21 protein-coding genes and 2 tRNA genes are annotated in these 22312 nt (G+C 73.5%); 7 read left to right on the top strand and 16 right to left on the bottom strand.

Translation table 11 applies throughout. The annotated features are described in order from the left end of the window. Positions 1 to 64: 64 nt before the first annotated feature. The 3 genes from ACIA79_RS30810 to pgsA are packed head-to-tail and all read right to left on the bottom strand — an operon-like array spanning position 65 to position 2828. Positions 65 to 1228, bottom strand: coding sequence for a glycosyltransferase family 4 protein (locus ACIA79_RS30810; RefSeq protein WP_399431682.1), 1164 nt, complete (start codon positions 1226 to 1228; stop codon positions 65 to 67). Next, positions 1225 to 2172, bottom strand: a complete 948-nt coding sequence (locus ACIA79_RS30805) for a phosphatidylinositol mannoside acyltransferase (protein ID WP_399431681.1) — start codon at positions 2170 to 2172, stop codon at positions 1225 to 1227. Before ACIA79_RS30805 ends, ACIA79_RS30810 begins: the two co-directional genes overlap by 4 nt. Continuing rightward, positions 2169 to 2828 (bottom strand): phosphatidylinositol phosphate synthase, encoded by a 660-nt coding sequence (gene pgsA, locus ACIA79_RS30800; RefSeq protein ID WP_399431680.1) that lies wholly within the window; start codon positions 2826 to 2828, stop codon positions 2169 to 2171. Before pgsA ends, ACIA79_RS30805 begins: the two co-directional genes overlap by 4 nt. A 406-nt stretch (positions 2829 to 3234) precedes the next feature. Here pgsA and ACIA79_RS30795 point away from each other — a divergent pair, with 406 nt between their 5' ends. Together ACIA79_RS30795 and ACIA79_RS30790 are read left to right on the top strand one after the other, a co-directional pair. Further along, on the top strand, positions 3235 to 5436 hold the full coding sequence (locus tag ACIA79_RS30795; RefSeq protein WP_399431679.1) for an elongation factor G-like protein EF-G2: 2202 nt from the start codon (positions 3235 to 3237) through the stop codon (positions 5434 to 5436). Between the two features lie 225 nt (positions 5437 to 5661). Then, entirely contained in the window at positions 5662 to 7308 is a 1647-nt protein-coding gene (locus ACIA79_RS30790; RefSeq protein WP_399431721.1) for a hypothetical protein, read from the top strand. A gap of 69 nt (positions 7309 to 7377) precedes the next feature. Here ACIA79_RS30790 and ACIA79_RS30785 read toward each other — a convergent pair whose 3' ends face one another. The 4 genes from ACIA79_RS30785 to ACIA79_RS30770 form a co-directional block, all read right to left on the bottom strand. Further along, the gene (locus ACIA79_RS30785; RefSeq protein ID WP_399431678.1) at positions 7378 to 7941 is read right to left on the bottom strand and encodes an HIT family protein; all 564 of its coding nucleotides are present in this window, start codon (positions 7939 to 7941) and stop codon (positions 7378 to 7380) included. Positions 7942 to 8025: 84 nt separating this feature from the next. Then, the gene (gene thrS, locus ACIA79_RS30780) at positions 8026 to 10002 is read right to left on the bottom strand and encodes a threonine--tRNA ligase (RefSeq protein ID WP_399431677.1); all 1977 of its coding nucleotides are present in this window, start codon (positions 10000 to 10002) and stop codon (positions 8026 to 8028) included. Positions 10003 to 10121: 119 nt separating this feature from the next. Then, positions 10122 to 11348 carry a hypothetical protein gene (locus ACIA79_RS30775; protein ID WP_399431676.1) on the bottom strand — a complete coding sequence of 409 codons (1227 nt, stop codon included), beginning with the start codon at positions 11346 to 11348 and terminating at the stop codon, positions 10122 to 10124. Next, positions 11348 to 11944 (bottom strand): DUF4365 domain-containing protein, encoded by a 597-nt coding sequence (locus ACIA79_RS30770; protein WP_399431675.1) that lies wholly within the window; start codon positions 11942 to 11944, stop codon positions 11348 to 11350. Before ACIA79_RS30770 ends, ACIA79_RS30775 begins: the two co-directional genes overlap by 1 nt. A gap of 154 nt (positions 11945 to 12098) precedes the next feature. On the opposite strand from ACIA79_RS30770, the gene ACIA79_RS30765 reads away from it, so the two are divergent. Next, positions 12099 to 12827, top strand: coding sequence for a 3'-5' exonuclease (locus ACIA79_RS30765; protein ID WP_399431674.1), 729 nt, complete (start codon positions 12099 to 12101; stop codon positions 12825 to 12827). 58 nt (positions 12828 to 12885) lie between these two features. Here the strand turns inward: ACIA79_RS30765 and ACIA79_RS30760 are convergent. Together ACIA79_RS30760 and ACIA79_RS30755 are read right to left on the bottom strand one after the other, a co-directional pair. Then, positions 12886 to 12957 (bottom strand) — tRNA-Val (locus ACIA79_RS30760). Between the two features lie 50 nt (positions 12958 to 13007). Next, entirely contained in the window at positions 13008 to 13457 is a 450-nt protein-coding gene (locus ACIA79_RS30755) for an SRPBCC family protein (RefSeq protein ID WP_399431673.1), read from the bottom strand. 90 nt (positions 13458 to 13547) lie between these two features. On the opposite strand from ACIA79_RS30755, the gene ACIA79_RS30750 reads away from it, so the two are divergent. Beyond that, positions 13548 to 15875 (top strand): SCO7613 C-terminal domain-containing membrane protein, encoded by a 2328-nt coding sequence (locus tag ACIA79_RS30750; RefSeq protein WP_399431672.1) that lies wholly within the window; start codon positions 13548 to 13550, stop codon positions 15873 to 15875. Between the two features lie 63 nt (positions 15876 to 15938). Here ACIA79_RS30750 and ACIA79_RS30745 read toward each other — a convergent pair. Further along, positions 15939 to 16013 (bottom strand) — tRNA-Val (locus ACIA79_RS30745). Between the two features lie 72 nt (positions 16014 to 16085). Further along, positions 16086 to 16553: a TIGR02611 family protein gene (locus ACIA79_RS30740; RefSeq protein WP_399431671.1), complete on the bottom strand. Its 468-nt coding sequence runs from the start codon at positions 16551 to 16553 to the stop codon at positions 16086 to 16088. A gap of 190 nt (positions 16554 to 16743) precedes the next feature. On the opposite strand from ACIA79_RS30740, the gene ACIA79_RS30735 reads away from it, so the two are divergent. Together ACIA79_RS30735 and ACIA79_RS30730 are read left to right on the top strand one after the other, a co-directional pair. After that, entirely contained in the window at positions 16744 to 17157 is a 414-nt protein-coding gene (locus ACIA79_RS30735; RefSeq protein ID WP_003959770.1) for an SsgA family sporulation/cell division regulator, read from the top strand. Positions 17158 to 17481: 324 nt separating this feature from the next. Next, positions 17482 to 18042, top strand: a complete 561-nt coding sequence (locus tag ACIA79_RS30730) for a CGNR zinc finger domain-containing protein (protein ID WP_399431670.1) — start codon at positions 17482 to 17484, stop codon at positions 18040 to 18042. A 10-nt stretch (positions 18043 to 18052) separates the two neighbouring features. On the opposite strand, the gene ACIA79_RS30725 is transcribed toward ACIA79_RS30730, so the two are convergent. Together ACIA79_RS30725 and ACIA79_RS30720 are read right to left on the bottom strand one after the other, a co-directional pair. Then, positions 18053 to 18262, bottom strand: a complete 210-nt coding sequence (locus ACIA79_RS30725; RefSeq protein WP_399431724.1) for a hypothetical protein — start codon at positions 18260 to 18262, stop codon at positions 18053 to 18055. Positions 18263 to 18336: 74 nt separating this feature from the next. Then, positions 18337 to 18786, bottom strand: a complete 450-nt coding sequence (locus ACIA79_RS30720; RefSeq protein WP_399431669.1) for a hypothetical protein — start codon at positions 18784 to 18786, stop codon at positions 18337 to 18339. A gap of 171 nt (positions 18787 to 18957) precedes the next feature. Here ACIA79_RS30720 and ACIA79_RS30715 point away from each other — a divergent pair, with 171 nt between their 5' ends. After that, positions 18958 to 19491: a DsbA family protein gene (locus ACIA79_RS30715; RefSeq protein WP_399431668.1), complete on the top strand. Its 534-nt coding sequence runs from the start codon at positions 18958 to 18960 to the stop codon at positions 19489 to 19491. A 37-nt stretch (positions 19492 to 19528) separates the two neighbouring features. Here ACIA79_RS30715 and ACIA79_RS30710 read toward each other — a convergent pair whose 3' ends face one another. From ACIA79_RS30710 to ACIA79_RS30700, 3 genes are read right to left on the bottom strand one after another with little or no spacing between them, the layout of a single operon-like run. Then, positions 19529 to 20368 carry a GNAT family N-acetyltransferase gene (locus ACIA79_RS30710; protein ID WP_399431667.1) on the bottom strand — a complete coding sequence of 280 codons (840 nt, stop codon included), beginning with the start codon at positions 20366 to 20368 and terminating at the stop codon, positions 19529 to 19531. Between the two features lie 36 nt (positions 20369 to 20404). Further along, positions 20405 to 21217 (bottom strand): aminotransferase class IV, encoded by an 813-nt coding sequence (locus ACIA79_RS30705; protein WP_399431666.1) that lies wholly within the window; start codon positions 21215 to 21217, stop codon positions 20405 to 20407. Continuing rightward, entirely contained in the window at positions 21214 to 22269 is a 1056-nt protein-coding gene (locus ACIA79_RS30700) for a chorismate-binding protein (RefSeq protein ID WP_399431665.1), read from the bottom strand. Before ACIA79_RS30700 ends, ACIA79_RS30705 begins: the two co-directional genes overlap by 4 nt. Between the last annotated feature and the right edge of the window lie 43 nt (positions 22270 to 22312).

Raw genomic sequence — 22312 nt, 5'->3', positions numbered from 1 at the left:
CTCCGGGAACTGACCTCTGCTCCCGAGCACGGGTGGCGGCCGGTTCGAGGGCGATCCAGGTCCGCTAGTCCCGCGCCAGCCCCCACCGCGCCCGCAGGCCGCCGGTGCGCTCGTCCGTGGCGACCGAGGCCGCTCCGTCCGCCACCGTCTCGTAGACGGCGAGGATGTCCGCGCCCACCGTCGACCAGTCGAAGCGGCGCACGTGCGCGCTGCCCCGCTCGTGGAGCTCCCGGCGGCGTACCGGGTCGCCGAGCAGGCGGATCGCCGCGTCGGCCAGGGCGTCGGCGTCCTCGTTGGCGAACAGCTCGCCCGCCGCACCCTGGTCCAGCACCTGGGCGAACGCGTCCAGGTCGCTGGCGAGTACCGGCGCGCCCGCCGACATGGCCTCGACGAGGATGATGCCGAAGCTCTCGCCGCCCGTGTTGGGCGCCACGTACACGTCCACGCTGCGCAGCAGCCGCGCCTTGTCCTCGTCGCTGACCATGCCGAGGAACTCCACGCGCCGGCGCATGTCCGCGGGGAGCGAGGCGACGGCCTCCTCCTCGTCGCCCCGGCCCGCCACCAGCAGCCGGGTCTCCGGGCGTGCGGCGAGGATTCTGGGGAGCGCCTTCATCAGCACCGGCAGGCCCTTGCGGGGCTCGTCGATGCGGCCGATGAACCCGAGCGTGCCGCCCTGCCACTCGACCTTCGGTTCGGCCTTCGCGAAGAAGTCGACCTCGACGCCGTTGGGGATGACGACCGCGTCCCCGCCCAGGTGCTCCACCAGGGTCCGGCGGGCGTACTCGCTCACCGCGATCCGCGCGCTGATCTTCTCCAGCGCCGGCTGGAGGATCGGGTACGCGGCGATCATCGCCCGCGACCGCGGGTTCGAGGTGTGGAAGGTGGCCACGATCGGGCCCTGGGCGGCCCAGCAGCTCAGCAGTCCCAGCGACGGCGACGCCGGCTCATGGATGTGGATCACGTCGAAGGTGCCGTCGTGCAGCCACCGGCGGACCCGGGCCGCCGACAGGAACCCGAAGTTCAGCCGGGCCACGGAGCCGTTGTACGGCACGGGCACCGCGCGTCCCGCCGACACCACGTACGGCGGCAGCGGCGTGTCGTCGTCGGCCGGGGCGAGCACCGAGACCTCGTGGCCCAGCCGGATCAGGTGGTCGGCGAGGTCGCGGATGTGGAACTGGACGCCGCCCGGCACGTCCCAGGAGTACGGGCAGACGATGCCGATCCTCACGCGGCCGGTCCCTTCGCGCCGCCCCGGCCGGGACGGCGGCCCGGGTCCGGGGTGTCGAGGTCGGCCAGCCACAGCCGCTGGAGCATGTGCCAGTCCTCCGGGTGCTCGGCGATCCCGGTGGCGAAGGCATCGGCCAGCGCCTGCGTCATCACGGCCGTCCGCTCGGCCCGCGTGCCGGTCTCCGGCACGTCCACCGGCGGGTGGACCCGGCCCTTCATGACCGGTGTGCCGTCGTACCAGAGCGTCACCGGCAACAGCAGCGCGCCCGTCTGCTGGGCCAGCATCGCCGGCCCGGCGGGCATCCGCGCGGTCTCGCCGAAGAACTTCACCTCGGCACCCGACGACGACAGGTCCCGGTCCGCCACCAGGCACACCAGGCCGCCTGCGCGCAGCCGCCGCGCCAGCGTCCCGAACGCCGACCCGCCGGTGTGCGGCAGCACCTCCATGCCCAGGGACTCGCGGTACGCCACGAACCGGTCGTACAGCGACTCCGGCTTCAGCCGCTCGGCGACCGTCGTGAACGGCACGCCCAGGGTGCGGGTCGCCCACACGCCGGCCAGGTCCCAGTTGGCCAGGTGGGGCAGGGCGACGACCACGCCCCGCCCCGCGGCCAGCCCGTCCGTCAGGTGGTGGACGTCCTGGATGTCGATGCTGTCCCGGACCCGCTGCGCACTCCAGGCGGGCAGGCGGAAGGACTCCATCCAGTAGCGCATGTACGAGCGCATCCCGGCTTTCGACAGCTCGGAGAGCCGCTCCGGCGACGCGTCCGGCACCACGCGCGCGAGGTTGGCCTCCAGGCGCAGCACGCCCTTGCCGCGCCGCTGCCACACGGTGTCGGCGATGCGCCGCCCCAGGCCCGTGGCGACCGGTTCCGGCAGCTTCTTCACCGCGGTCCAGCCCAGTCCGTACAGCGCGTCCGTCAGACGCTCGGTCATCGCGCTCATGTGGCCTCACTCCCCCTCGGTCCGGCCGCGTCCGCCTCCGCGGCCTCGCGCCGCACCGTCACCACCCGCTGCCCCAGGGTCACCGCGCTGCCCACGGCCACCACCCACAGGGCGATGGGCAGCAGGATCCGGATCCCGGGCACCCCGAACGCGTGCAGTCCGGAGAACCCGGCGGCGACCAGCGAGATCACCAGCCGCTCGGCCCGCTCGACCAGTCCGTTCACGGCGACCGGCAGGCCGATCGACTCACCGCGGGCCTTGGTGTACGACACGACCTGGCCGCTCGCGAGGCAGAAGATGGCCACCGCGCACAGCACGTTGTCGTCGCCCCCGCCCGCGTACCAGAGGGCGAAGCCGCCGAAGATGGCGCCGTCGGCCACCCGGTCCAGCGTGGAGTCCAGGAAGGCGCCCCACCGGCTGGAGATCCCGGCCTGGCGGGCCATGTTGCCGTCGACCAGGTCGGAGAAGACGAACAGGGTGATGACGATGGTGCCCCAGAAGAATTCGCCCCGTGGGTAGAAGACCAGCGCACCGGCCACCACCCCGGCCGTGCCGATGAGGGTGACGGCGTCGGGGCTCACTCCGCGGCGGAGCAGAAACGCGGCGAACGGTGTGAGAACACGCGTGAAAAACGCACGCGCGTACTTGTTCAGCATGGCCTTCCCGAGGGGTCGGTGGGCCGCGCGGCCCCTACGGCCACCGGCTGGCCCATCGTAGCCAGCACGGCACCGCTCCCACCGACGGGCACCGCGCAGCCGTCCCCGGCGTCGTACGGCGTCCGCCGACGGCGCCGCCGGGACCACCGGGCCGAACGTCGTACCGCGTCCGCCGCCGGCGCCGCGGGACCGCGGGCCGAGCCGAGCCGGCGGCCGGCGGTCCCGGCGCACCGCGGCCGGAGCGGCGGCGCATGTCCGTCGTATGGACGCAGGCTGACCGGAGTGGAAAGCTCGAAAGACCACCGCGGGCATCATCGGGGCTGCCCCGCAGGGGTCGTTCCCCCCTGGCGCCCGCGCCCCCACCTCCACCGTGCACCCCGTGCACCGGCGATCAGGAGGAAGAATCATGGGCGACAAGGCGAACACCCACCCAGGAGCCGCCGGCAGGGCTCTTACGGCCGACCAGCCCGCATCGGTGCGGAATGTGGTGCTGGTCGGCCACAGCGGATCCGGCAAGACGACGCTCGTCGAGGCCCTCGCGCAGACCGCCGGGGCGGTCAACCGGGCGGGCCGCGTCGAGGACGGCGCCACGGTCTCCGACTACGACGAGATCGAACACCGCCAGCAACGCTCCGTACAGCTCTCGCTCGTCCCCGTCGCGTGGGACGGCCACAAGATCAACCTGCTCGACACCCCCGGATACGCCGACTTCGTCGGTGAGCTCAGGGCCGGTCTGCGCGCCGCGGACGCCGCCCTGTTCGTCGTCTCCGCGGCCCAGGAGGCCGACGCCGTGGCCGGCTCCACCCGCATGGTGTGGGAGGAGTGCGCGGCCGTCGGCATGCCCCGCGCCATCGTCGTGACGCACCTCGACACGGCGCGCACCGACTTCCGGCGGCTCACCCAGGTCTGCGCCGACATCTTCGGCGGTGACGACCCCGACGCCGTCCTCCCCCTCTACCTGCCGGTGCACGGTCCGGAAGGGCCCGACGGGCACGCCCCCGCCACCGGCCTCGTCGGCCTGCTGACGCAGAAGATCTTCGACTACGCGTCCGGTGAGCGGAAGGAGAACCCCCCGGACGGCACCCAGCGCGACCTGATCTCCGAGGCCCGCAACCGGCTCATCGAGGGGATCATCGCCGAGAGCGAGGACGAGACCCTCATGGACCGCTACCTCGGCGGCGAGGAGATCGACCTCAAGACCCTCGTCGACGACCTGGAGAAGGCCGTCGCGCGCGGCACCTTCCACCCGGTCCTCGCGGCCGCCCCCGCCGCACCCGGCGGCAAGCAGGGCCTCGGCACCGTCGAGCTGCTGGACCTGATCACCCGCGGTTTCCCCACCCCGCTGGAGCGCGAGGCACCCGCGGTCACCACCCCGCAGGGCGCACCGCGCCCCGCGATCACCTGCGACCCCGACGGGCCGCTCGTCGCGGAGGTCGTCAAGACATCGTCCGACCCGTACGTCGGCCGGATCTCGCTGGTCCGCGTCTTCTCCGGCACCCTCCACCCCGACGAGACCGTCCACGTCTCCGGTCACGGCCTGGCCGACCGGGGCCACGAGGACCACGACGTCGACGAGCGCGTCGGCGCCCTGTCCGCCCCGTTCGGCAAGCAGCAGCGGCAGATGAGCCATTGCATCGCCGGCGACCTGTGCTGTGTCGGGAAACTCGCGCGCGCGGAGACCGGCGACACCCTGTCCGGCAAGGACGACCCGCTCCTCATGGAGCCCTGGACCATGCCGGAGCCGTTCCTGCCGATCGCCATCCAGGCGCACAGCAAGGCGGACGAGGACAAGCTCTCCCAGGGCCTCGCGCGGCTCGTCGCCGAGGACCCCACCATGCGCCTCGACCAGAACCAGGACACCCACCAGGTGGTCCTGTGGTGCCTCGGCGAAGCCCACCGGGACGTGGCCCTGGAGCGGCTGCGCAACCGCTACGGCGTGCAGGTCGACGTCGTACCCCACAAGGTGGCGCTGCGCGAGACCTTCGCCGACCGGTCGGCCGGGCGCGGACGGCACGTGAAGCAGTCCGGCGGGCACGGCCAGTACGCCATCTGCGAGATCGAGGTCGAGCCGCTGCCGCAGGGTTCCGGCATCGAGTTCGTCGACAAGGTGGTCGGCGGCGCCGTTCCGCGCCAGTTCATCCCCTCCGTCGAGAAGGGCGTACGGGCCCAGGCCGCCAAGGGCGTGGCCGCCGGGTACCCCCTCGTCGACGTGCGCGTCACCCTCCTCGACGGCAAGGCGCACTCGGTGGACTCCTCCGACGCCGCCTTCCAGACCGCCGGGGCGCTGGCGCTGCGGGAAGCCGCGGCCGACGCCCGGATCCACCTCCTGGAGCCGGTCGCGGAAGTCCAGGTGCTGGTGCCCGACGAGTACGTCGGGCCGGTGATGAGCGACCTGTCCGGCCGCCGCGGCCGGGTCGTCGGCACCGAACAGGCGGGCCCCGGCCGGACGGTCGTCCGGGCGGAGGTGCCCGAGCTGGAGATCGGGCGGTACGCCGTCGACCTGCGCTCCATCTCCCACGGCACGGGCCGGTTCGACCGCGTGTACGCGCGGCACGAGGCCATGCCCGCACAGGTCGCCGACAAGGTCCGCGAGCCCGGCGGGAGTTGACCAGCGGTCACCTCGGGGGCGCCGGGTGCCGTCCGGCCCGCCACGGCGCGGCGGACGGCATTCGGCCGTCCGGGGGCGCACCGCGCCCGCCCCCGATACGCTGGAGTGCCCCAGCCCGGCCCGGGTCACCAGGTGTGCGGGGCGCGGTGGTTGGGAAGGCCGCAGAGCGGACGGACGCGCAGGCGGCAGGCGGTACACGCGGCAATGGGGGCGGCGGCAGTGACGATGGACGGTTTCTTCGGCCCCGGGGCACAGGTCCCGCTCCAGGGCTCGGACGGACAGACGGTGGCGACGCATGCGCTCGCCTCCGCCGCGTACCGCGACGATCGCGTGGAGAAGATCCTCGACGCCAACAACGAGTGGCACGAGTCGACGGTCAAGAAGGGCAAGTTCTCGCTGTTCGAGCCGAACCTAGGTGAGGCGTTCTCCCGGGCCGTGCAGGTCCGGATGCTGGGCGGGGCCCGCAAGCCCCTGATCCAGTCGTTCGGCACCGAGCCCCAGCCCGTCGTCGAGCACTGCCTGGCCGCCACCAACATCCGCAAGCAGCGCGACAAGCTCCTCACCCTCATCACACTCGTCTTCGGTGTCGTCTTCCTGCCCGGCATGCTCCTGTGGATGGCCGTCTTCCAGCTGCGCCGGACCCTGGCCGGCTCGGCCGAAAAGAAGCGCTCCGGTGCCCTCGGCGCCGCGCTGCTCGTCGCGGTCGGGATCCTCGCCCTGCTGTTCCTGTTCCGGCTGCCGTTCGGCGGCTTCCTGGCGATCTACCTGCGGGTCATGATCGTCGCCCCCGTCATCGGCTGGTTCCTCGCCAAGCGGGTGTGCGAGTCCACCGCCAAGGACCTGCGGGCGCGCTGGGACTCCCTCCTCAGCGGTGGCGGCGGCGTCGGCCCCAAGATCCCCGAGGCCGTGCCCCAGGACCCCAACGAGACGGCCGCCGAGGAGCTGCGCCAGTCCCTGGAGAAGCTGACCGCCGAGCAGCGCTCCAACGTCGTCTTCTACGCCGGCCCCAAGGGCATACTCGGCATGGGAACGCGCTGGGGCAGCTGGCACCTCGCCGAGGAGCTCGTGCCCAAGGAGGGCAAGGAGATCCACGCCTTCCGCACCTGGGACGTGATCCGGCCCATTCACGACCAGCTCAAGCTGCTGGAACGCGGCACCCTCAAGACCGGCTTCCCGGCGCCGTCCGTGAAGCACTGGATCGTCATCCCCGTCGGCGAGGGCGCCAAGGAGGTGGCCAGGCCGGAGGGCGAGGACATCGTCGCCTACCAGGTCAAGCCGCACGAGATACAGCGCGTCTGCAACGAGAACCAGTTCGGCAAGGGCAACCGGCACTACCTGGGCGTGCAGTTCGTGCTCTGGGACGGCCAGCTGGTCCTCACCATGATGGTCACCGTCACGGCCCTCCTGCACACGCTGCGCATCGAGGTGACCGGTCATGCGCTGGGCCCCGTGCACTCGCTCTTCACGACGAAGCCGGAGCCGAAGAAGAAGGAGGTCTCCAAGACCGTCAGGTTCTGGGAGACCAAGGAGATCATGCTGCCGCTGATCGACAACGACGAGGTGGTGCGGCTGGCCGTCCGGGCCCCACTGACCTGGTTCCCGCCGGTCCTGGACTTCCTCGGCGGCAAGCTGGTCCTGCCCGAGCCGTTCGGTCTGCGGCACGCGTGGGCGGCGCAGCCCTGGCGCCACCGCTTCATGGCCGACGACGCCATCCGCGCGGCGACGCCCGTGCTGCGGGCCGTCCATACCGCCACGATCAAGATGCTCGACGAGCACGGGGTGGACACGGAGCGGTTCACCAACCGCTCGATGGTGCTCAGCGGCCTCGTGCAGGACCCGATGCCGAAGAAGGCGGACGTGTACGACGCGTGATCAGCACGTCCGGGGCCCGCTCCGAGGGAGCGGGCCCCGAGCGGTCACGGGCCGGGCGCGGAGAGGCGCCTAGGTGGTGGCGGGCCAGGCGTCGGCGAGCATCTGCCGGGTGTCGGCAAGGAGTTGCGGCAGCACCTTGGTGTGGCCGACGACCGGCATGAAGTTGGTGTCACCGCCCCAGCGCGGCACGATGTGCTGGTGCAGATGGGCGGCGATCCCGGCGCCGGCGGCCCCGCCCTGGTTGATGCCGATGTTGAACCCGTGCGCCCCGGAGGCGGTGCGCAGCGCGGTCATCGCCTGCTTGGTGAGCAGCGCGAGCTCGGCGGTCTCGGCCTCGTCCAGCTCCGTGTAGTCGGCGACGTGCCGGAACGGCACCACCATGAGGTGGCCGCCGTTGTAGGGGTACAGGTTGAGCACCGCGTACACCGTCTTCCCGCGGGCGACGACCAGGCCGTCCACGTCGGACTTCGCCGGGATGGTGCAGAACGGACAGCCGTCGTCGGCACCGGGGCCGGTCGGCTTGTTCTCCCCCTGGATGTACGCCATCCGATGGGGCGTCCACAGTCGCTGGAACGCGTCGGGCGTCCCGACTCCGATCTGCTGCTCCGGCTCAGTCGTCATGCGGGCCAGCATATTCGCTGCCGGTTACAGCCGGAGCGGCGAGGGGCGGCCCCTGTCCGGGACCGCCCCTCGCCTGCGGCGTGTGTCACGCCCGGGTCACACCTGGACGCGGCGCTCCACGACGTCGGCCAGCTTGGCGAGGGCCTCGTCCTTGGGGATGCCGTTCTCCTGGGAGCCGTCGCGGTAGCGGAAGGAGACCGTGCCCGCGTTCATGTCGTCGTCGCCGACGATGACCATGAACGGCACCTTGAGCTTCTGGTGGTTGCGGATCTTCTTCTGCATGCGGTCCGAGGAGGCGTCCACCTCGACCCGCAGACCCTTCCTCTTCGCCTCGGCGGCGAACTCCTGCAGGTACGGCACGTGCGCGTCGCCGATCGGGATGCCGACGGCCTGCACCGGGGCCAGCCACGGCGGCATGGCGCCGGCGTAGTGCTCCAGCAGCACCGCGAAGAAGCGCTCGATGGAGCCGAACAGGGCGCGGTGGATCATGACCGGCCGCTGGCGGGAGCCGTCGGGCGCGGTGTACTCCAGGTTGAAGCGCTCCGGCAGGTTGAAGTCGAGCTGGATGGTGGACATCTGCCAGGTCCGGCCGATCGCGTCCTTGGCCTGGACGGAGATCTTCGGGCCGTAGAAGGCCGCGCCGCCCGGGTCGGGGGTGAGCGGGAGGCCCTGCTTCTCGGCCACCTGCCGCAGGGTCTCGGTGGCCTCTTCCCAGATCTCGTCCGAGCCGACGAACTTCTCCGGGTCCTTGGTGGACAGCTCCAGGTAGAAGTCGGTCAGGCCGTAGTCGCGCAGCAGGTTCAGGACGAAGGTGAGCGTCTTGTCGAGCTCCTCCGCCATCTGCTCCTTGGTGCAGTAGATGTGCGCGTCGTCCTGGGTGAAGCCGCGGGCGCGGGTCAGGCCGTGCACGACGCCCGACTTCTCGTACCGGTACACCGTGCCGAACTCGAACAGGCGCAGCGGCAGCTCCCGGTAGGACCGCCCGCGCGCGTCGAAGATCAGGTTGTGCATCGGGCAGTTCATGGGCTTGAGGTAGTAGTCCACGCCCTCGTCGAGCTGCATGGGCGGGTACATGCCCTCGGCGTACCAGTCGAGGTGACCGGAGGTCTCGAAGAGGCGGCCCTTGGTGGCGTGCGGGGTGTAGACGAACTCGTACCCCTCCTCCTCGTGCCGGCGGCGCGAGTAGTCCTCCATGACCCGGCGGATGATGCCGCCCTTGGGGTGGAAGACCGCGAGGCCGGAGCCGATCTGGTCCGGGATGGAGAACAGGTCCAGCTCGGTGCCCAGGCGGCGGTGGTCGCGCTTCTCGGCCTCGGCGAGGAAGTCCAGGTGCGCCTTGAGCTCGTCCTTGGACGGCCACGCGGTGCCGTAGATGCGCTGGAGCATCGGGTTCTTCTCGCTGCCGCGCCAGTACGCGGCGGCGTTGCGCATCAGCTTGAACGCCGGGATGTTCCGGGTGGTGGGCAGGTGCGGACCCCGGCAGAGGTCCTTCCAGCACAGCTCGCCGGTCTTGGCGTCGAGGTTGTCGTAGATGGTCAGCTCGCCGCCGCCCACCTCGACGTCCGCGCCGTCGTCGCTGGACGCGGCGCCCTTGATCCCGATGAGCTCCAGCTTGTACGGCTCGTTCGCCAGCTCCTCGCGGGCGGCCTCGTCGGTGACGACGCGGCGCGAGAAGCGCTGGCCGCGCTTCTGGATCTCCTGCATCTTCTTCTCGATGGCCTTGAGGTCATCGGGCGTGAAGGGGCGCTCGACGTCGAAGTCGTAGTAGAAGCCGTCCTTGACCGGCGGGCCGATGCCCAGCTTGGCCTCGGGGAAGAGCTCCTGCACGGCCTGCGCCATGACGTGCGCGGTGGAGTGCCGCAGGATGTTCAGGCCGTCCTCGGAGGAGATCTCGACCGGCTCGACGGTCTCGCCGTCCTGGATCTCGTACGCGAGGTCCTTGAGCTCGCCCGCGACGCGCGCCGCCACGATGGTGCGGTCACCGGCGAAGAGGTCGGCGGCGGTAGTGCCCGTCGTCACCACGCGCTCTTCCCGCTCGGAATCGCGTTGGATGATCACACGGACGTCTGACACCGGTCTCTCCTGCCTGAAGGGGAAGCGCCGCAGTCGTATCGCGCGCGCCGTACCGCATGGTACCGAGCGACCGCCTCGGCCCGCGAAACGGTTTCCCCTCGTCCGCGCCGTCCGGGCGGTCAGCAGCCGGGCCCGCCGCCCTCCCCGAAGCAGCCGAGGTTCTCCTGGAGCGACTTCATCAGCCGGTCCCGTTCCTCCTCGTCCACCTGCACCGGTGCCACTTCGCAGGCGTCGGTCAGCCGCCGGAAGCCACCCCGGCTCTCCAGCCGCCCCGTGACCTGGACGGGCAGCCCGAGCAGGTGGGCCTGCCCGGCCGTGCGGTACGCGTCCTCGTCCAGCGCCACCCGTACGTGCGGCACCTCGGCGCCCGCCAGCACCCGCAGCCGCACGGTGCCGGCGCCGCGCGGCCCGGACCGCCGCATCCGTACGACCGCGCCGGTGATCCGGACGGGGACGGACGGCTCGTCCCGGAGGTAGCGCGCCCCGGCCTCGCGCAGCGCGGGCAGGTCGCCCGGCGAGAACTCCACCGGTTCGGGCCGGGCGGCGCACCCCTCGGGCACGCCCGCGGCCGGGGCCCACTCCAGGGCGATCCGGGCGCCTTCGCAGCCGCGTACGAGGGTGACCAGCGCCTCGGTGAGCTCGCGGCTCACGCCCGCTTCGACGGCGGCGTCGAAGGCCTCGTGGCGGCCGGTGGCCCGCCGGTAGTCGACGGCCTCCCGGGTGGCGTACAGGGCGTGGTAGAGGCGGGCGGTGACGGGCCTGCCCGGTTCGACGGGAACGAACGCCGTCAGCCCGCGCCCGCCCGGCGCCGCCGCGACGAGCACACCGTCCAGGAGGGCCTGGGCCTGCCGCCGGTGCCGTGCGCCGTGGTAGCCGGCACGGCCGCGCACCGCGAGGGCGCCGGCGAGCAGGACCTGGCGGGCGGCGGAGCGCAGGTGGTCCTCCGCGGTCCAGGTGGCGGTGCCCGAGGGGCCCGGGGGGACGTCGCGCCACCAGCGGATCTCGTCGCTGGGCACCGTCAGGCCGACGAGCACCTCGCGGGCGGAGGGCGCGGGGCAGCGGGCGAGCGCGGTGAGCGCTTCCCCGAGCAGGTCCTCGCTGTCGGGGAAGGCACGGCTCTCGGGGACGAGGAGGCTGATGGGGGCGGTGCCCGGGCCCGGCGGGGTCCAGCGGCTGTAGCGCCCGGCCGCGCCGCCGCGCCGGCGCCAGCCGTGCCGGCCCAGCAGCGCGCCGAGGACGAGCGGGTCGACGTGGGCGGGGTCGGGGGCGGCGCCCTTCCACGGGGGCGGGGGGCCGGTCGGGGGGCTGGGGTGGGGCCGCAGGGGCTCGTCGCTCGGCCGGTGCATCAGGGTCTTCCTCCCGCCCCGACCCGGGTCATGATCTCGCAGAGCGCCCGGTCGTCGAAGATCCGCGTCGTGGGGATGCGCACGGTGGTGCGGCGCCTGCCGGTGACCGGGTGGCCCGCGAGGTTGGTCCAGTAGCAGCAGTGCCTCAGGTCGAGGCGGTCGTGGCCGGCGCGCAGCCAGTCATCCCGCGCTCTGGGGACGATCATCACGACCAGGATCTTGTGCACCGAGACGGGGGTCCGGGCGAGTTTCACCAGGTGGTCGTTGTCGAGGGTGAAGGAGAACGCGGGCCCCGGGGGGTGCGGGGGGAGCTGGTACGTGGCCTTGAGCTGCACCTTGATGGTGACCTCGTCGTCGACCACGTGTCCCGGCGCGCTGTGGCTGACGTGCCAGTCGATGCCGTTGTCCGGAAAGGGCTGGGAGAGCGAGCAGCCCGCGGCGGCCGCGACCGCGTGGAGGTAACCCACTTGGAGGGTCTCCATGCAGGCGGTGGTGGCCAGTCCGCCCCGCAGCGGTGCGAGTTGCTGGGGCAGCAGCCCTCCCCCGCGGCCGTCGGCGCGGGAGGTGCCCCCAGGTTCGGGCTGCGCGAGCGCCATGGCTCCTCATGCCTTCCGGGCGACGACGGGGCGTCAGTTGGACAGTCCCTCACCTGTGTTGTCACCACGTTGCGTACGGGGCAAACGGCGCGGGTATCACCGTTTCGGGCAGGGGATCACGCCATCTGCCGGGCATGTGCGAGGAGTTCGGGGTATGACGCTCTGGTTCGAGGGGCCCCTGGCCGCATTCGACACGGAAACCACCGGAATCGACGTCGAGCAGGACCGCATCGTGTCGGCCGCCGTCGTCGTCCAGGACGCCGCGGGAGGGCGGGTCCGGACCACCCGCTGGCTGGTCAATCCGGGCATACCGGTACCGCCGGCCGCGACGGAGGTCCACGGCCTGACGGACGATCACCTCCAGCGCAACGGGCGCTGGCCGGCGCCCGTGATGGAGGAGATAGGCCGGACGCTGGCGGAGCACTGCGCGGCGGGGCGCCCGCTGGTGGTGATGAACGCGCCGTTCGACCTGACGCTGCTCGACCGGGAGCTGCGCCGCCACCGGGCTTCGTCGCTCGACCGCTACCTGCAGAACGTGCCGCTGTGCGTGCTGGATCCGCGCGTCCTGGACAAGCACGTGGACCGGTACAGGAAGGGCCGGCGCACGCTGACGGACCTGTGCGCGCACTACGGGGTCGCCCTGGAGGGCGCGCACGACGCCGCGGCCGACGCGACGGCGGCGCTGGAAGTCGTACGGGCCGTGGGGCAGCGGTTCGCGACGCGGCTGGAGCGGCTGTCGCCGGCGGAGCTGCACACCCTGCAGGCGGTGTGGCACGCGGCGCAGGCCCGGGGGCTCCAGGCGTGGTTCGCGCGCAACGGGTCGGACGAGGCGGTGGATCCGGCGTGGCCACTGCGCCCGGGGGTCCCGGCGGCCGCCGCGTGACACGCCGCCACGGGAAGCAAAAAGCCGGCCCGTGCGATGACGGACCGGCTTTTCCCGGTGGGCGATACTGGGTTCGAACCAGTGACCTCTTCGGTGTGAACGAAGCGCTCTCCCACTGAGCTAATCGCCCGGGAACGCACTGAACCATACAGGTCCGGGCGCGTTTCCTTCAAACCGCGTTCAGGCCCCGGCCAGCCGGGCGGCCAGAGCCCGGCGCCCGGCACGCATCATCAGCGCGTGATTGACGCGGAAGAAGGGGCGGGCGGGAACGGCGAGACGCCGCAGGAGGGGCCGGCGGACGTCCACCTCCTGTTCGTAGACGGCGCGGGTGGCGTGCGCCCCGTCGGCGGCCACGGTCCAGCGGGCCCAGCCCTGGAGGTCGCCGCCGAGCTCGACCTCCAGCACGCGCGCGTCCGGGTCCTCGCGGCGCGCGGTGACGGTGACCCGGAGGTCGTACGGGAGGACCGACCGCACGCGCATGCGGCCCCGGCGCTCGTCGAGCCGGACCGCCTCGCGCACCTGGGGCCACCAGCACGGGTAGTCGTCGGGCGCCGCCAGCACCGCGTAGACGGCGGCCGGCGGGGCGGGCAGGTTCCAGACGCTGCGGAAGCGGTAGTGACTCCAGTCCATGGCAGGAAGTCTCGCCGCCGGGGGCGTACTCACACCGATCTGAGTACGCGCACCCATGCCGAGCGCTGTGGCGCGGACCACACTCCCGGTATGGAAAACGTTCCTCCACCCGCACAGGAGCTGGTGCTCCTCGACCGCGAGCTGGCCCGACTCGACGCGCGCCGTGCGCAGTTGCTCGCCCGCAGGGCATGGCTGCTGGGCGTGCTGTACCCGGCGACCCCTTCCGCGCCGCCGCGCGCGGCCCGGGAGACCACCCCCCGCAGCGCGCAGAACGTCCTGCTCACGCTGGGCGGGCTGCTGCTGGCGGTGGCCGCAGTCGCCTTCACGCTGGTGAGCTGGGGCCACTTGGGCATCGGCGGCCGCGCGGCGGTGCTGGGTGCCGTGACGGTCGCGGCGCTGGCGGCGCCGGTCGCGCTGCTGCGGCGCGGGCTGGCGTCGACGGCCGAGTCGGTGGCGGCGCTGGGTCTGCTGCTGACGGTGCTCGACGCCTACGCGCTGCACCGGGTGGCGCTGCCGGGGACGGAGGGCCTGGGGTACGCGGCGGTGGCCTCCGGGGTGCTCGCCGCGCTGTGGACGGCGTACGGCCTGGGCGCGCGCCGGCTGCGGGTGCCGCTGCCGGCCGCGGTGGTGGCCGGACAACTGCCGCTGCCGCTGGGCGCGCTGGCCGCCGACGCGGGGGCGCTGTCCCTGGCGTGGGCGGCGTTGCTGACCGCGGCCGCCGGCACGGCGCTCGCACTGTGGGCGCGGCCGGCGGCGGCGGTCCGGTGGGTGGCCTGCGGCGCGGCGTGCGCGGCGGGTGCCTGGGCGGTGCTGTCGGGCGGCCGGCTGTCGCTGGTGGAGGGCGGTGCCGGTCCGGCCGCGCTGCTGCTGGCCGCGGCGGGCCTGGCGCTGTACGCGGCCTGGCACGCACCGGCGGCGGTGGCGTGCGCCTCCGCGGCGGGCCTGCTGGCGGTGGCCGGGGCGGGCGGCCTGGCGCGGGAGGCGCTGCCGCAGGGGTGGGCGGTCCCGGGGTACCTGCTGTGCGCGGTCGCCGTGGCGGCCGCTGCGCGCCGCGGGCCGGTGCCGCGCGGAGCCGCGGTGGGGCTGCTGGCCGCGTCGGCGGTGGTCCAGGCGCTGTCGGTGGTGTGGGCGGCGGCCTTCCTGGTGCCCGCCCTGGTGCGGCCCGGCCAGGGTGTGCCGTGGCCGGTCCCGGTGGTGCTGCTGACGGTCGCCGCGGCCCTGGCGGTGCCCCGCCGCGCGGAGGCGCGCTCGGGCGCGGTGGCCCTCGCGACGGCGGCGGCCCTGTCCCTCCCGGCGGCCCTGGGGCTGCCGTCCACCGGGACGGCGGTGTCCCACCTCGTGCTGACGGCCGCGCTGCTGTCCCTGATGGTCCGCCCGGCGGTCCTGACGCGGGGGCTGCCCGCACCCCAGGCGCAGGCCGGGCCGGCGACCGGTGCCGTGCCGGCCGCCGACCGGGAGGTCCTGGGGTACGTCGCCCTCGTCTGCGCCCTGGTGTCCGCGGGCGGCGCGGCCCTGGCGGTGGCCGGGAGGGGGCCGGCCGGTGTGGTGGTGCCGGGGGTCGTCGCCGCGCTGTTCGCGGGCGCGGCGCCGTTCGCCCGGGGCACGGTGCGGGCGGTCGCGGCGTGCACCGGGGTTCTCGCGGCGGCCGGCTGTGCCGGGGCCGGCTCCGCGCTCGCCTCGCTGCCCGCGCACCACGCGGCCCTCGCGCTGCTCTGCGTACCGGCCGCGACGGCGGTCGCCGGGGCCCTGCTGCGGCGGCACCCGGTGGCGCTGCCGGTCGAGTCGGCCGGTGCCGCCGTCGCCCTGGTGGCCCTGGCGCTCCCGGTCGCCCGCCCCGCGTACCTGGCGCTCGTGCTCGCGCTGTGCGGGATCGTCGCGTCGGCCACGGCCCTGCGTCCGGAGCGCCGCCCCGCCGCGGGGTACGCGGCCACGGCGCTGTTCGTGGCGGCGACCTGGGTCCGGCTGGCCGTCTCGGAGGTGTCGGCCCCGGAGGCGTACGCGCTGCCGGTGGCGGTGCCGGCGCTCGTGGTGGGGGTGCTGCGCAGGCGGCGCGTCCCGGAGGCGTCGTCGTGGGCGGCGTACGGCCCCGGGCTCGGCACGGCGCTGGTGCCGAGCCTGGTGGCGGCCTGGGGCGACCCGGACTGGCCGCGGCCCCTGCTGCTCGGCGCGGGCGCGCTCGCAGTGACCCTGGTGGGCGCCCGGTGGCGGCTGCAGGCCCCGCTGGTGCTGGGCGGCTCGGTGCTCGGCCTGGTCGCGCTGCACGAGCTGGCCCCGTACATCGTGCAGGTCATGGGTGCGCTGCCGCGCTGGCTGCCGCCGGCCCTGGCGGGTCTGCTGCTGCTCGCGGCGGGCGCGACGTACGAACAGCGGCTGCGGGACGCGCGCCGCCTGCGGGAGACCCTCGGCCGGATGCGCTGACGCCCCCGGGGCGGACATGCCGAAGGCCCGGAGACCGATCGGTCTCCGGGCCTTCGATCCGGGTGGTGGGCGATACTGGGTTCGAACCAGTGACCTCTTCGGTGTGAACGAAGCGCTCTCCCACTGAGCTAATCGCCCGGGCGCACCGCAAACATTACCCCATGTCGGAGGGCTCCCCCGCCGCGGGCGGGAGGAGGAGCCCCCCCGCCGTCAGCGGTCGATCTTCCACGGCATGACGATGCCGTACTTCCACACGTAGATCCCGACCAGGACCGCGACGATCACCAGTCCGACCGTCGTGAGGATGATGTTGCGCCTGCGTACCTTCGGATCCAGCGCCCGCTGCGCCGCCTCGGTCACCTTCCGCTTCGTCCAGCGCAGCACGAGCTGTGCCCATACGAACTCGGTGGCCCAGATCGCCATGCCGGCGAAGATCACCAGCCAGCCGGGGCCCGGCAGCGGCAGCATCACCACACCGGCCCCGACCACGGCGAGGCCGACGACGAACACGCCGACCTGCCAGCTGAGGTGCAGCGTGCGCCGCGCCTTGATGAAGTCGGGGGCGCGCGAGCCGAGCTCCTGCTCGCCGGCCGCACCCTCCTCCGTCACGTCCCCCGTGGCGGGGCGGCGGACCACCGGCTCGGCGACCCTCCCCCGCTCGTCACTCTCCGCGTTCATGAGGCCCAACCTACCCGACGGGAGCGCATCACCGGAATGGACGTATAACCACCGGTTACAGCCCGCCGAACGAGCTACCTCATCCATCACAAAACAGACAGAGGGGTTTACAACGGCACCGTAGGTGGCATGTCGATTTCGCCGACGTGCGAATCCCCGAGCGCACACTGAGCGAAAGGCCCTGGCGCTTATGAACACCACGGTCAGCTGCGAGCTGCACCTGCGCCTCGTTGTATCGAGCGAGTCCTCACTGCCTGTACCGGCGGGCCTGCGGTATGACACGGCCGATCCCTATGCCGTGCACGCCACCTTCCACACCGGAGCCGAGGAGACGGTCGAGTGGGTGTTCGCCCGCGACCTTCTCGCCGAGGGGCTGCACCGCCCCACCGGCACCGGCGACGTCCGCGTCTGGCCGTCCCGCAGCCACGGCCAAGGCGTTGTCTGCATCGCGTTGAGCTCCCCGGAGGGCGAAGCCCTGCTCGAGGCCCCAGCGAGAGCCCTGGAGTCGTTCCTGAAGCGGACCGACGCCGCGGTACCTCCGGGCACCGAGCACCGACACTTCGACCTCGACACGGAGCTCTCCCACATCCTGGCCGAGAGCTGACCGGCCGACCAGCCGGCACACGCTGAGCCAGGCCCGCAAGCCGCACGGCGCCGTCCGAACTCGGGGCGACGGCGCCGCGTGGACAACCCCACACGGCCCTCCACCGGCCACCGGCACGGACACCTGCGCCGTCACCGCGGAAACCACCGCTGTGACGGCGCGGTCGCGTTCCGGCCCCCCGCCGCCCCCGCACGGAACCGGCCGCTCCGGCACCGGCGGGGCCCAGGGGGCCGGGACGCCCGGGGCTGCGCCGTACGGGAGCCGCTAGAGTCTGCGCTCATGCGGCGGGCACCCGCCCGCGGGAGCAGGCCAGGGAGCGAATGCGTGCTGATCCCTCACGACACCCGGATCGCCCTCGACACCGTCGTCGATCTGATGAACACCGCACCGGAGGGTGACCGCGGCGACGAGCTCGGGGACGTCGCGGCGCTGTACGGGTTCGTGCGGAGCCACAACGTCAGTGGCGTCGGCGAGCTGGGCGCGCAGGACCTGAAGGCGGTGCAGGACGTACGGAAACGGTTCACCGACGTCTTCGCGGCGCCGGACGCCCACGCCGCCGCCGCGCTGATCAACCAGCTGGTGGCGGCGGCCGGCACCACGCCGCAGCTCACCGACCACGACGGCTACGACTGGCACGTGCACTACTTCGCGCCGGGCGCGTCGGTCGCCGACCACCTGGCCGCCGACTGCGGCATGGCCCTCGCGTTCATCCTGGTCGCGGGCGAGCGGGAGCGGCTCCGCCGCTGCGAGGCCCCGGACTGCGGGCGCGCGTTCGTCGATCTGTCACGCAACCGCTCGCGCCGCTACTGCGACAGCCGTACCTGCGGTAACCGCCTGCATGTGGCGGCGTACCGGGCCCGCCGCAAGGAGGCCACGTCCGACTGAGCCCTCGTGCTCACAGCAGGAACAGGTCGTGGACGGCCGCCATCAGCAGCAGGCATCCGATCACCCCGAGGAAGATCATCAACGGGGGCTGGGAGAGCGCGAACAGACAGCCGCGCGGCTCCTCGGTCGGGGCGGGGTCGGTCCCCCGCGAGGTATCCAGCATCTCGAGGCCGATCATCGCGCACACGGCGGCCCGGACACCGCCCAAAGGGATGCGCAACACGCCTGAGGGTGACGCCGGTTCACCGGATCAGGCGCCGCGTGTGGTAATGGGGTCCGCGGCCCCGTACCCCCTCAGATCCCGTGCTTCCTGAGGATGGCCTCGATGTCGCTGAAGTCGTCGGCGGGGGCGGCCGCCCGCTTCTGCTCGCGCGCCGGCCGGCCCGCGGCCGGCCCGCTCCGGGCGCCCGCCGCTCCCCCGGCCCCCGCGCCCAGCGAGGGGGCCGGTGCGGCCGGGGCGACCGCGTCCGGCCCCGCGGTCCGGCCGGCCCGGCGCCGCTCGACGGCCCGGGTGGTCATGAACAGCAGCCAGGACACCCCGAGCACACCGAAACCGGCCCAGGCCACCGGACTGAAGGCCGTCCGGGCCAGCCACTCCACGGCCCCGGTCATGACCAGGCCGAGCGGCACGAGCGCGTAGGCGGTGATCCGGGCGGCGGCGAGGAACCGCTTGCGGTACGCGGTGATGGCCGCGACACCCAGCCCCGCCGCGGCCACAGCGGCGCACATGGTCTCGGCAAGCATCCGGTCCTCCAGGCGTGAGCGGGGCGATACGTCCCTTCCATCCTGCACCGGGCGGTGGTGCGGCGGCCATGGTGCCCGCGCAACCTCAGGGAGATCTCCGGGACGGCCTCGTCCCCCGGGGTGATCACGGCCCGGTTGGGGTGTCCGCCGCGCTCCTGGGAGACTGCTCCCATGAGTGACTCCACCCCCGACCGCACCACCGAGCCCGTCGTCCTCGACGTCTGGTGCGAGCTCCAGTGCCCCGACTGCCACGCCGCCCTGGACGACGTGCGGGCCCTCCGGGCCCGTTACGGCGACCGGATGGAGCTGCGGCTGCGGCACTTCCCGCTGGAGAAGCACCGGCACGCCTACGCCGCGGCGCAGGCCGCCGAGGAGGCGGTGGCGCAGGGCAAGGGCTGGGCGTACGCGGAGGCCGTGCTGGCGAGGACCGCGGAGCTGGCGTCGAGGGGCGAGCCGGTGCTCCTGGAGGTGGCGGCGGAACTGGGGCTGGACGCGGAGGAGTTCGACACGGCCCTGATCGACGGCCGGCACCTGCTGATCGTCGACGCCGACCAGGCGGAGGGCCAGGCGATCGGCGTCACCGGCACGCCCACGTACGTGATCGGCGGCGAGCGGCTGGACGGCGGCAAGAGCCAGGAGGGGCTGCGCGGGCGCATCGAGGAGATCGCCGACCGCCTCCTGGCCGGGCCGTCCGGAAACCAGTGAGTCTCTGCTCGCGCGGCCCGATCCACCGGACAGGCCCCTACAGCAGGTGCTTGAAGCTGTTGATGTGCGTCGTGCGGTAGCCGAGCGACTCGTACAGCCGCAGGGCCGGGGTGTTGTCCGCGAAGACGTGGAGCGCGATCACGTCCAGGCCACGGTCGCGGGCGGTCCGCTCGGCGAGGAGCATCAGCGCGCGGCCGTACCCCTTGCCGCGCGCGGCGCCGGCGACCTCGACGTCGTACACGTACGCCTCCAGCACTCCGGGCGCCGTCTCCCGCTGCCCGGTCCACAGACGGCCGACGACCTCGCCGTCCTGGACGACGACGTGGAAGGCGGCGCCTTCGGTGGCGAGGCCGTCCGGCAGGGCCTCCCGGTGGCTCGCCTCCGACTTCGCCCGGGCTGCCGCTTCGGGTACGCCGCGGGCGATCCACTGGCGGGCGAACGTCTCCCGGGCCGTGGCGTGCCAGTCCTCGAACTCGGCCGCGGTCATGGGCCGCAGCGTCACCCCCTCGGGCAGGGCGGGCGCCGGCCCCCCGAGCCGCTTGGCCATGTTGCGGCTGCGCTCGGTGTAGCCGAGGGCGTCCGCCATCCGCAGCGCGACCGCCGCATCGGCCGGCACCGAGATCTGGACCTGGCGGCAGCCCCAGCCCCGCAGGACCTCCTCGGCGGCGAGCGCGGCCACGGTCCCGCGCCCCCGGCCGCGGTCCGGCTCGTCGATGTCCAGCGAGCGGATCACGCCGATCGCGGGCCCGAAACCGGGCATCGTGCCGAGCTCGACCACGCCCACGGGACGGCTGTTCACGCAGACGTCGTACGAGCGTGAACGGGTGCCGTCGGGGCTCTGCTGAAGCGGCCCGGTCGGCCGCAGGGTGGTGGTCATCGGTGGTGTTCTACCCACCGCACGGCCATATCCGCCTCACATCTGCGCCGCGCGCTCCGCGAAGATCCGCATGGCCTTGGCGGTGACCGGACCCGGCGCTCCGGGCAGGTCCCGGCCGTCGACGCGGTGGACGGCCTGGACGTCGCGAAGGGTGGAGGTCAGGAAGATCTCCTCGGCCGTCTCCAGCACGTCCAGGGGCAGGTCGGCCTCCCGGGCGCCCGTCCACTCCACGGTCAGGGCACGGGTGATGCCGGCGAGGCAGCCCGAGGCGACGGGCGGGGTGAGCAGCTGTCCGTCCACGACGACGAAGACGTTCGAGCCCGTGCCCTCGCAGAGCTGTCCCACGGTGTTGGCGAAGAGCGCCTCGGAGGCGCCCTGCCGGTGCGCGGCGGCGAGGGCGACGACGTTCTCCGCGTACGAGGTGGTCTTGAGGCCCGTGAGGGCGCCGCGCTCGTTGCGGGTCCAGGGGACGGTGATGACAGCGGTGGTGTCGGGGCGCCGGGTGGTCTCGCCCACGGCCACGACCAGCGTGGGACCGGCGTCGCCGCGGTCCGAGCCGAGCGGGGAGACCCCGCCGGTGTAGGTGATGCGCAGCCGGCCCAGGGGCATCGGGTTCGCCTCCAGCACGGCGTCGCAGGCCCGGCGGATCTCGTCGAGGTCCGGGTCCGGCAGCCCGAGGCCGCGCGCGGAGCGGGTGAGCCGGTCGAGGTGGGGCTCCAGCGCGAAGAGCCGGCCGTCCTCCGCCTTGAGCGTCTCGAAGACGCCGTCGCCCACGGTCAGGCCGTGGTCCAGCACGGACACCCGGGCGGTGTCCGCGTCACGCAGCCCGCCGTCGACCCACAGCTTCATCGTCCGATGGTCCTTCCACTCGCCTCGTACGCCCCCGACGCTATCGCGAGCAGTCGGGAGGCCTTGAGCTCGGTCTCCTCCCACTCCCGCTCCGGGTCCGAGCCCCAGGTGATGCCGGCCCCGGTGCCGAAGCGCAGGACGCCCTGGCCTTCGGTGCGGTCGATCCAGAAGGTGCGTATGCCCACGGCGAGCTCGCCGGTGCGGCGGTCGGCGTCGACCCAGCCGATGCCCCCGCAGTACGGCCCCCGCGGGGCGGTCTCCAGCGCCTCGATGATCCTCAGGGCGCTGGACTTGGGGGCGCCGGTGACGGAGCCGGGCGGGAAGGTGGCCGCGAGGAGGTCCTTCCAGCCCGCCCGCGGGGCGAGCTCGCCCCGCACGGTGGAGACGAGGTGGACCAGCCCGGGGTGCGCCTCCACCGCGCACAGGGCCGGGACGGTGACCGAGCCGGTCGCGCAGACGCGGCCCAGGTCGTTGCGGACCAGGTCGACGATCATCACGTTCTCGGCGTGGTCCTTGTCGAGCAGGTCCTCGGCGGTGCGGCCGGTGCCCTTGATGGGTCCGGACTCGACGGCGCGGTCGTCGCGCCGCAGGTAGAGCTCGGGGGACGCGGTGGCCGTCTCCACGCCGTGCGCGGGCAGGCGAATCGTTCCGGCGTACGGCGCCGGGTTGCCGCGGGCCAGCAGCGCCGTCAGCGCGTCGACGTCCGCGCCGGGGTCCGGCAGGGGCGCGGAGAGCACCCGGCACAGATTCGCCTGGTATACCTCGCCGGCGGCGATGTGCTCGCGGATCCGGCGTACGCCGGCGGTGTACGCGGCGCGGTCGAGCGAGGACGTCCAGTCACCGGCCGCTGGTCCGCGCCAGGCGCCGGGGACGGGCGCCGGCACCGGGGCCGTACGGACGTCACCGAAGCGAGCGCAGGTCAGACGGCCTTCGAAGTCGGCGCAGACCGCCCAGAAGCCGGACGAGTCCAGGGCCTCGGGGTCACTGGTGACATCCCTCAGGTCGGTTGCGAGGAGGCCGCCGAAGCGGGCCAGAGGAGCGAGGTCGTGCACGGGTGCGAGTGTATGGCCGGGGCCGGGAGGACGCTGCGGAGCG

The organism is Streptomyces sp. NPDC051310, from assembly GCF_044455245.1.
Taxonomy (GTDB): Bacteria; Actinomycetota; Actinomycetes; order Streptomycetales; family Streptomycetaceae; genus Streptomyces.
This window is presented reverse-complemented; position numbering and strand designations above follow the sequence as displayed.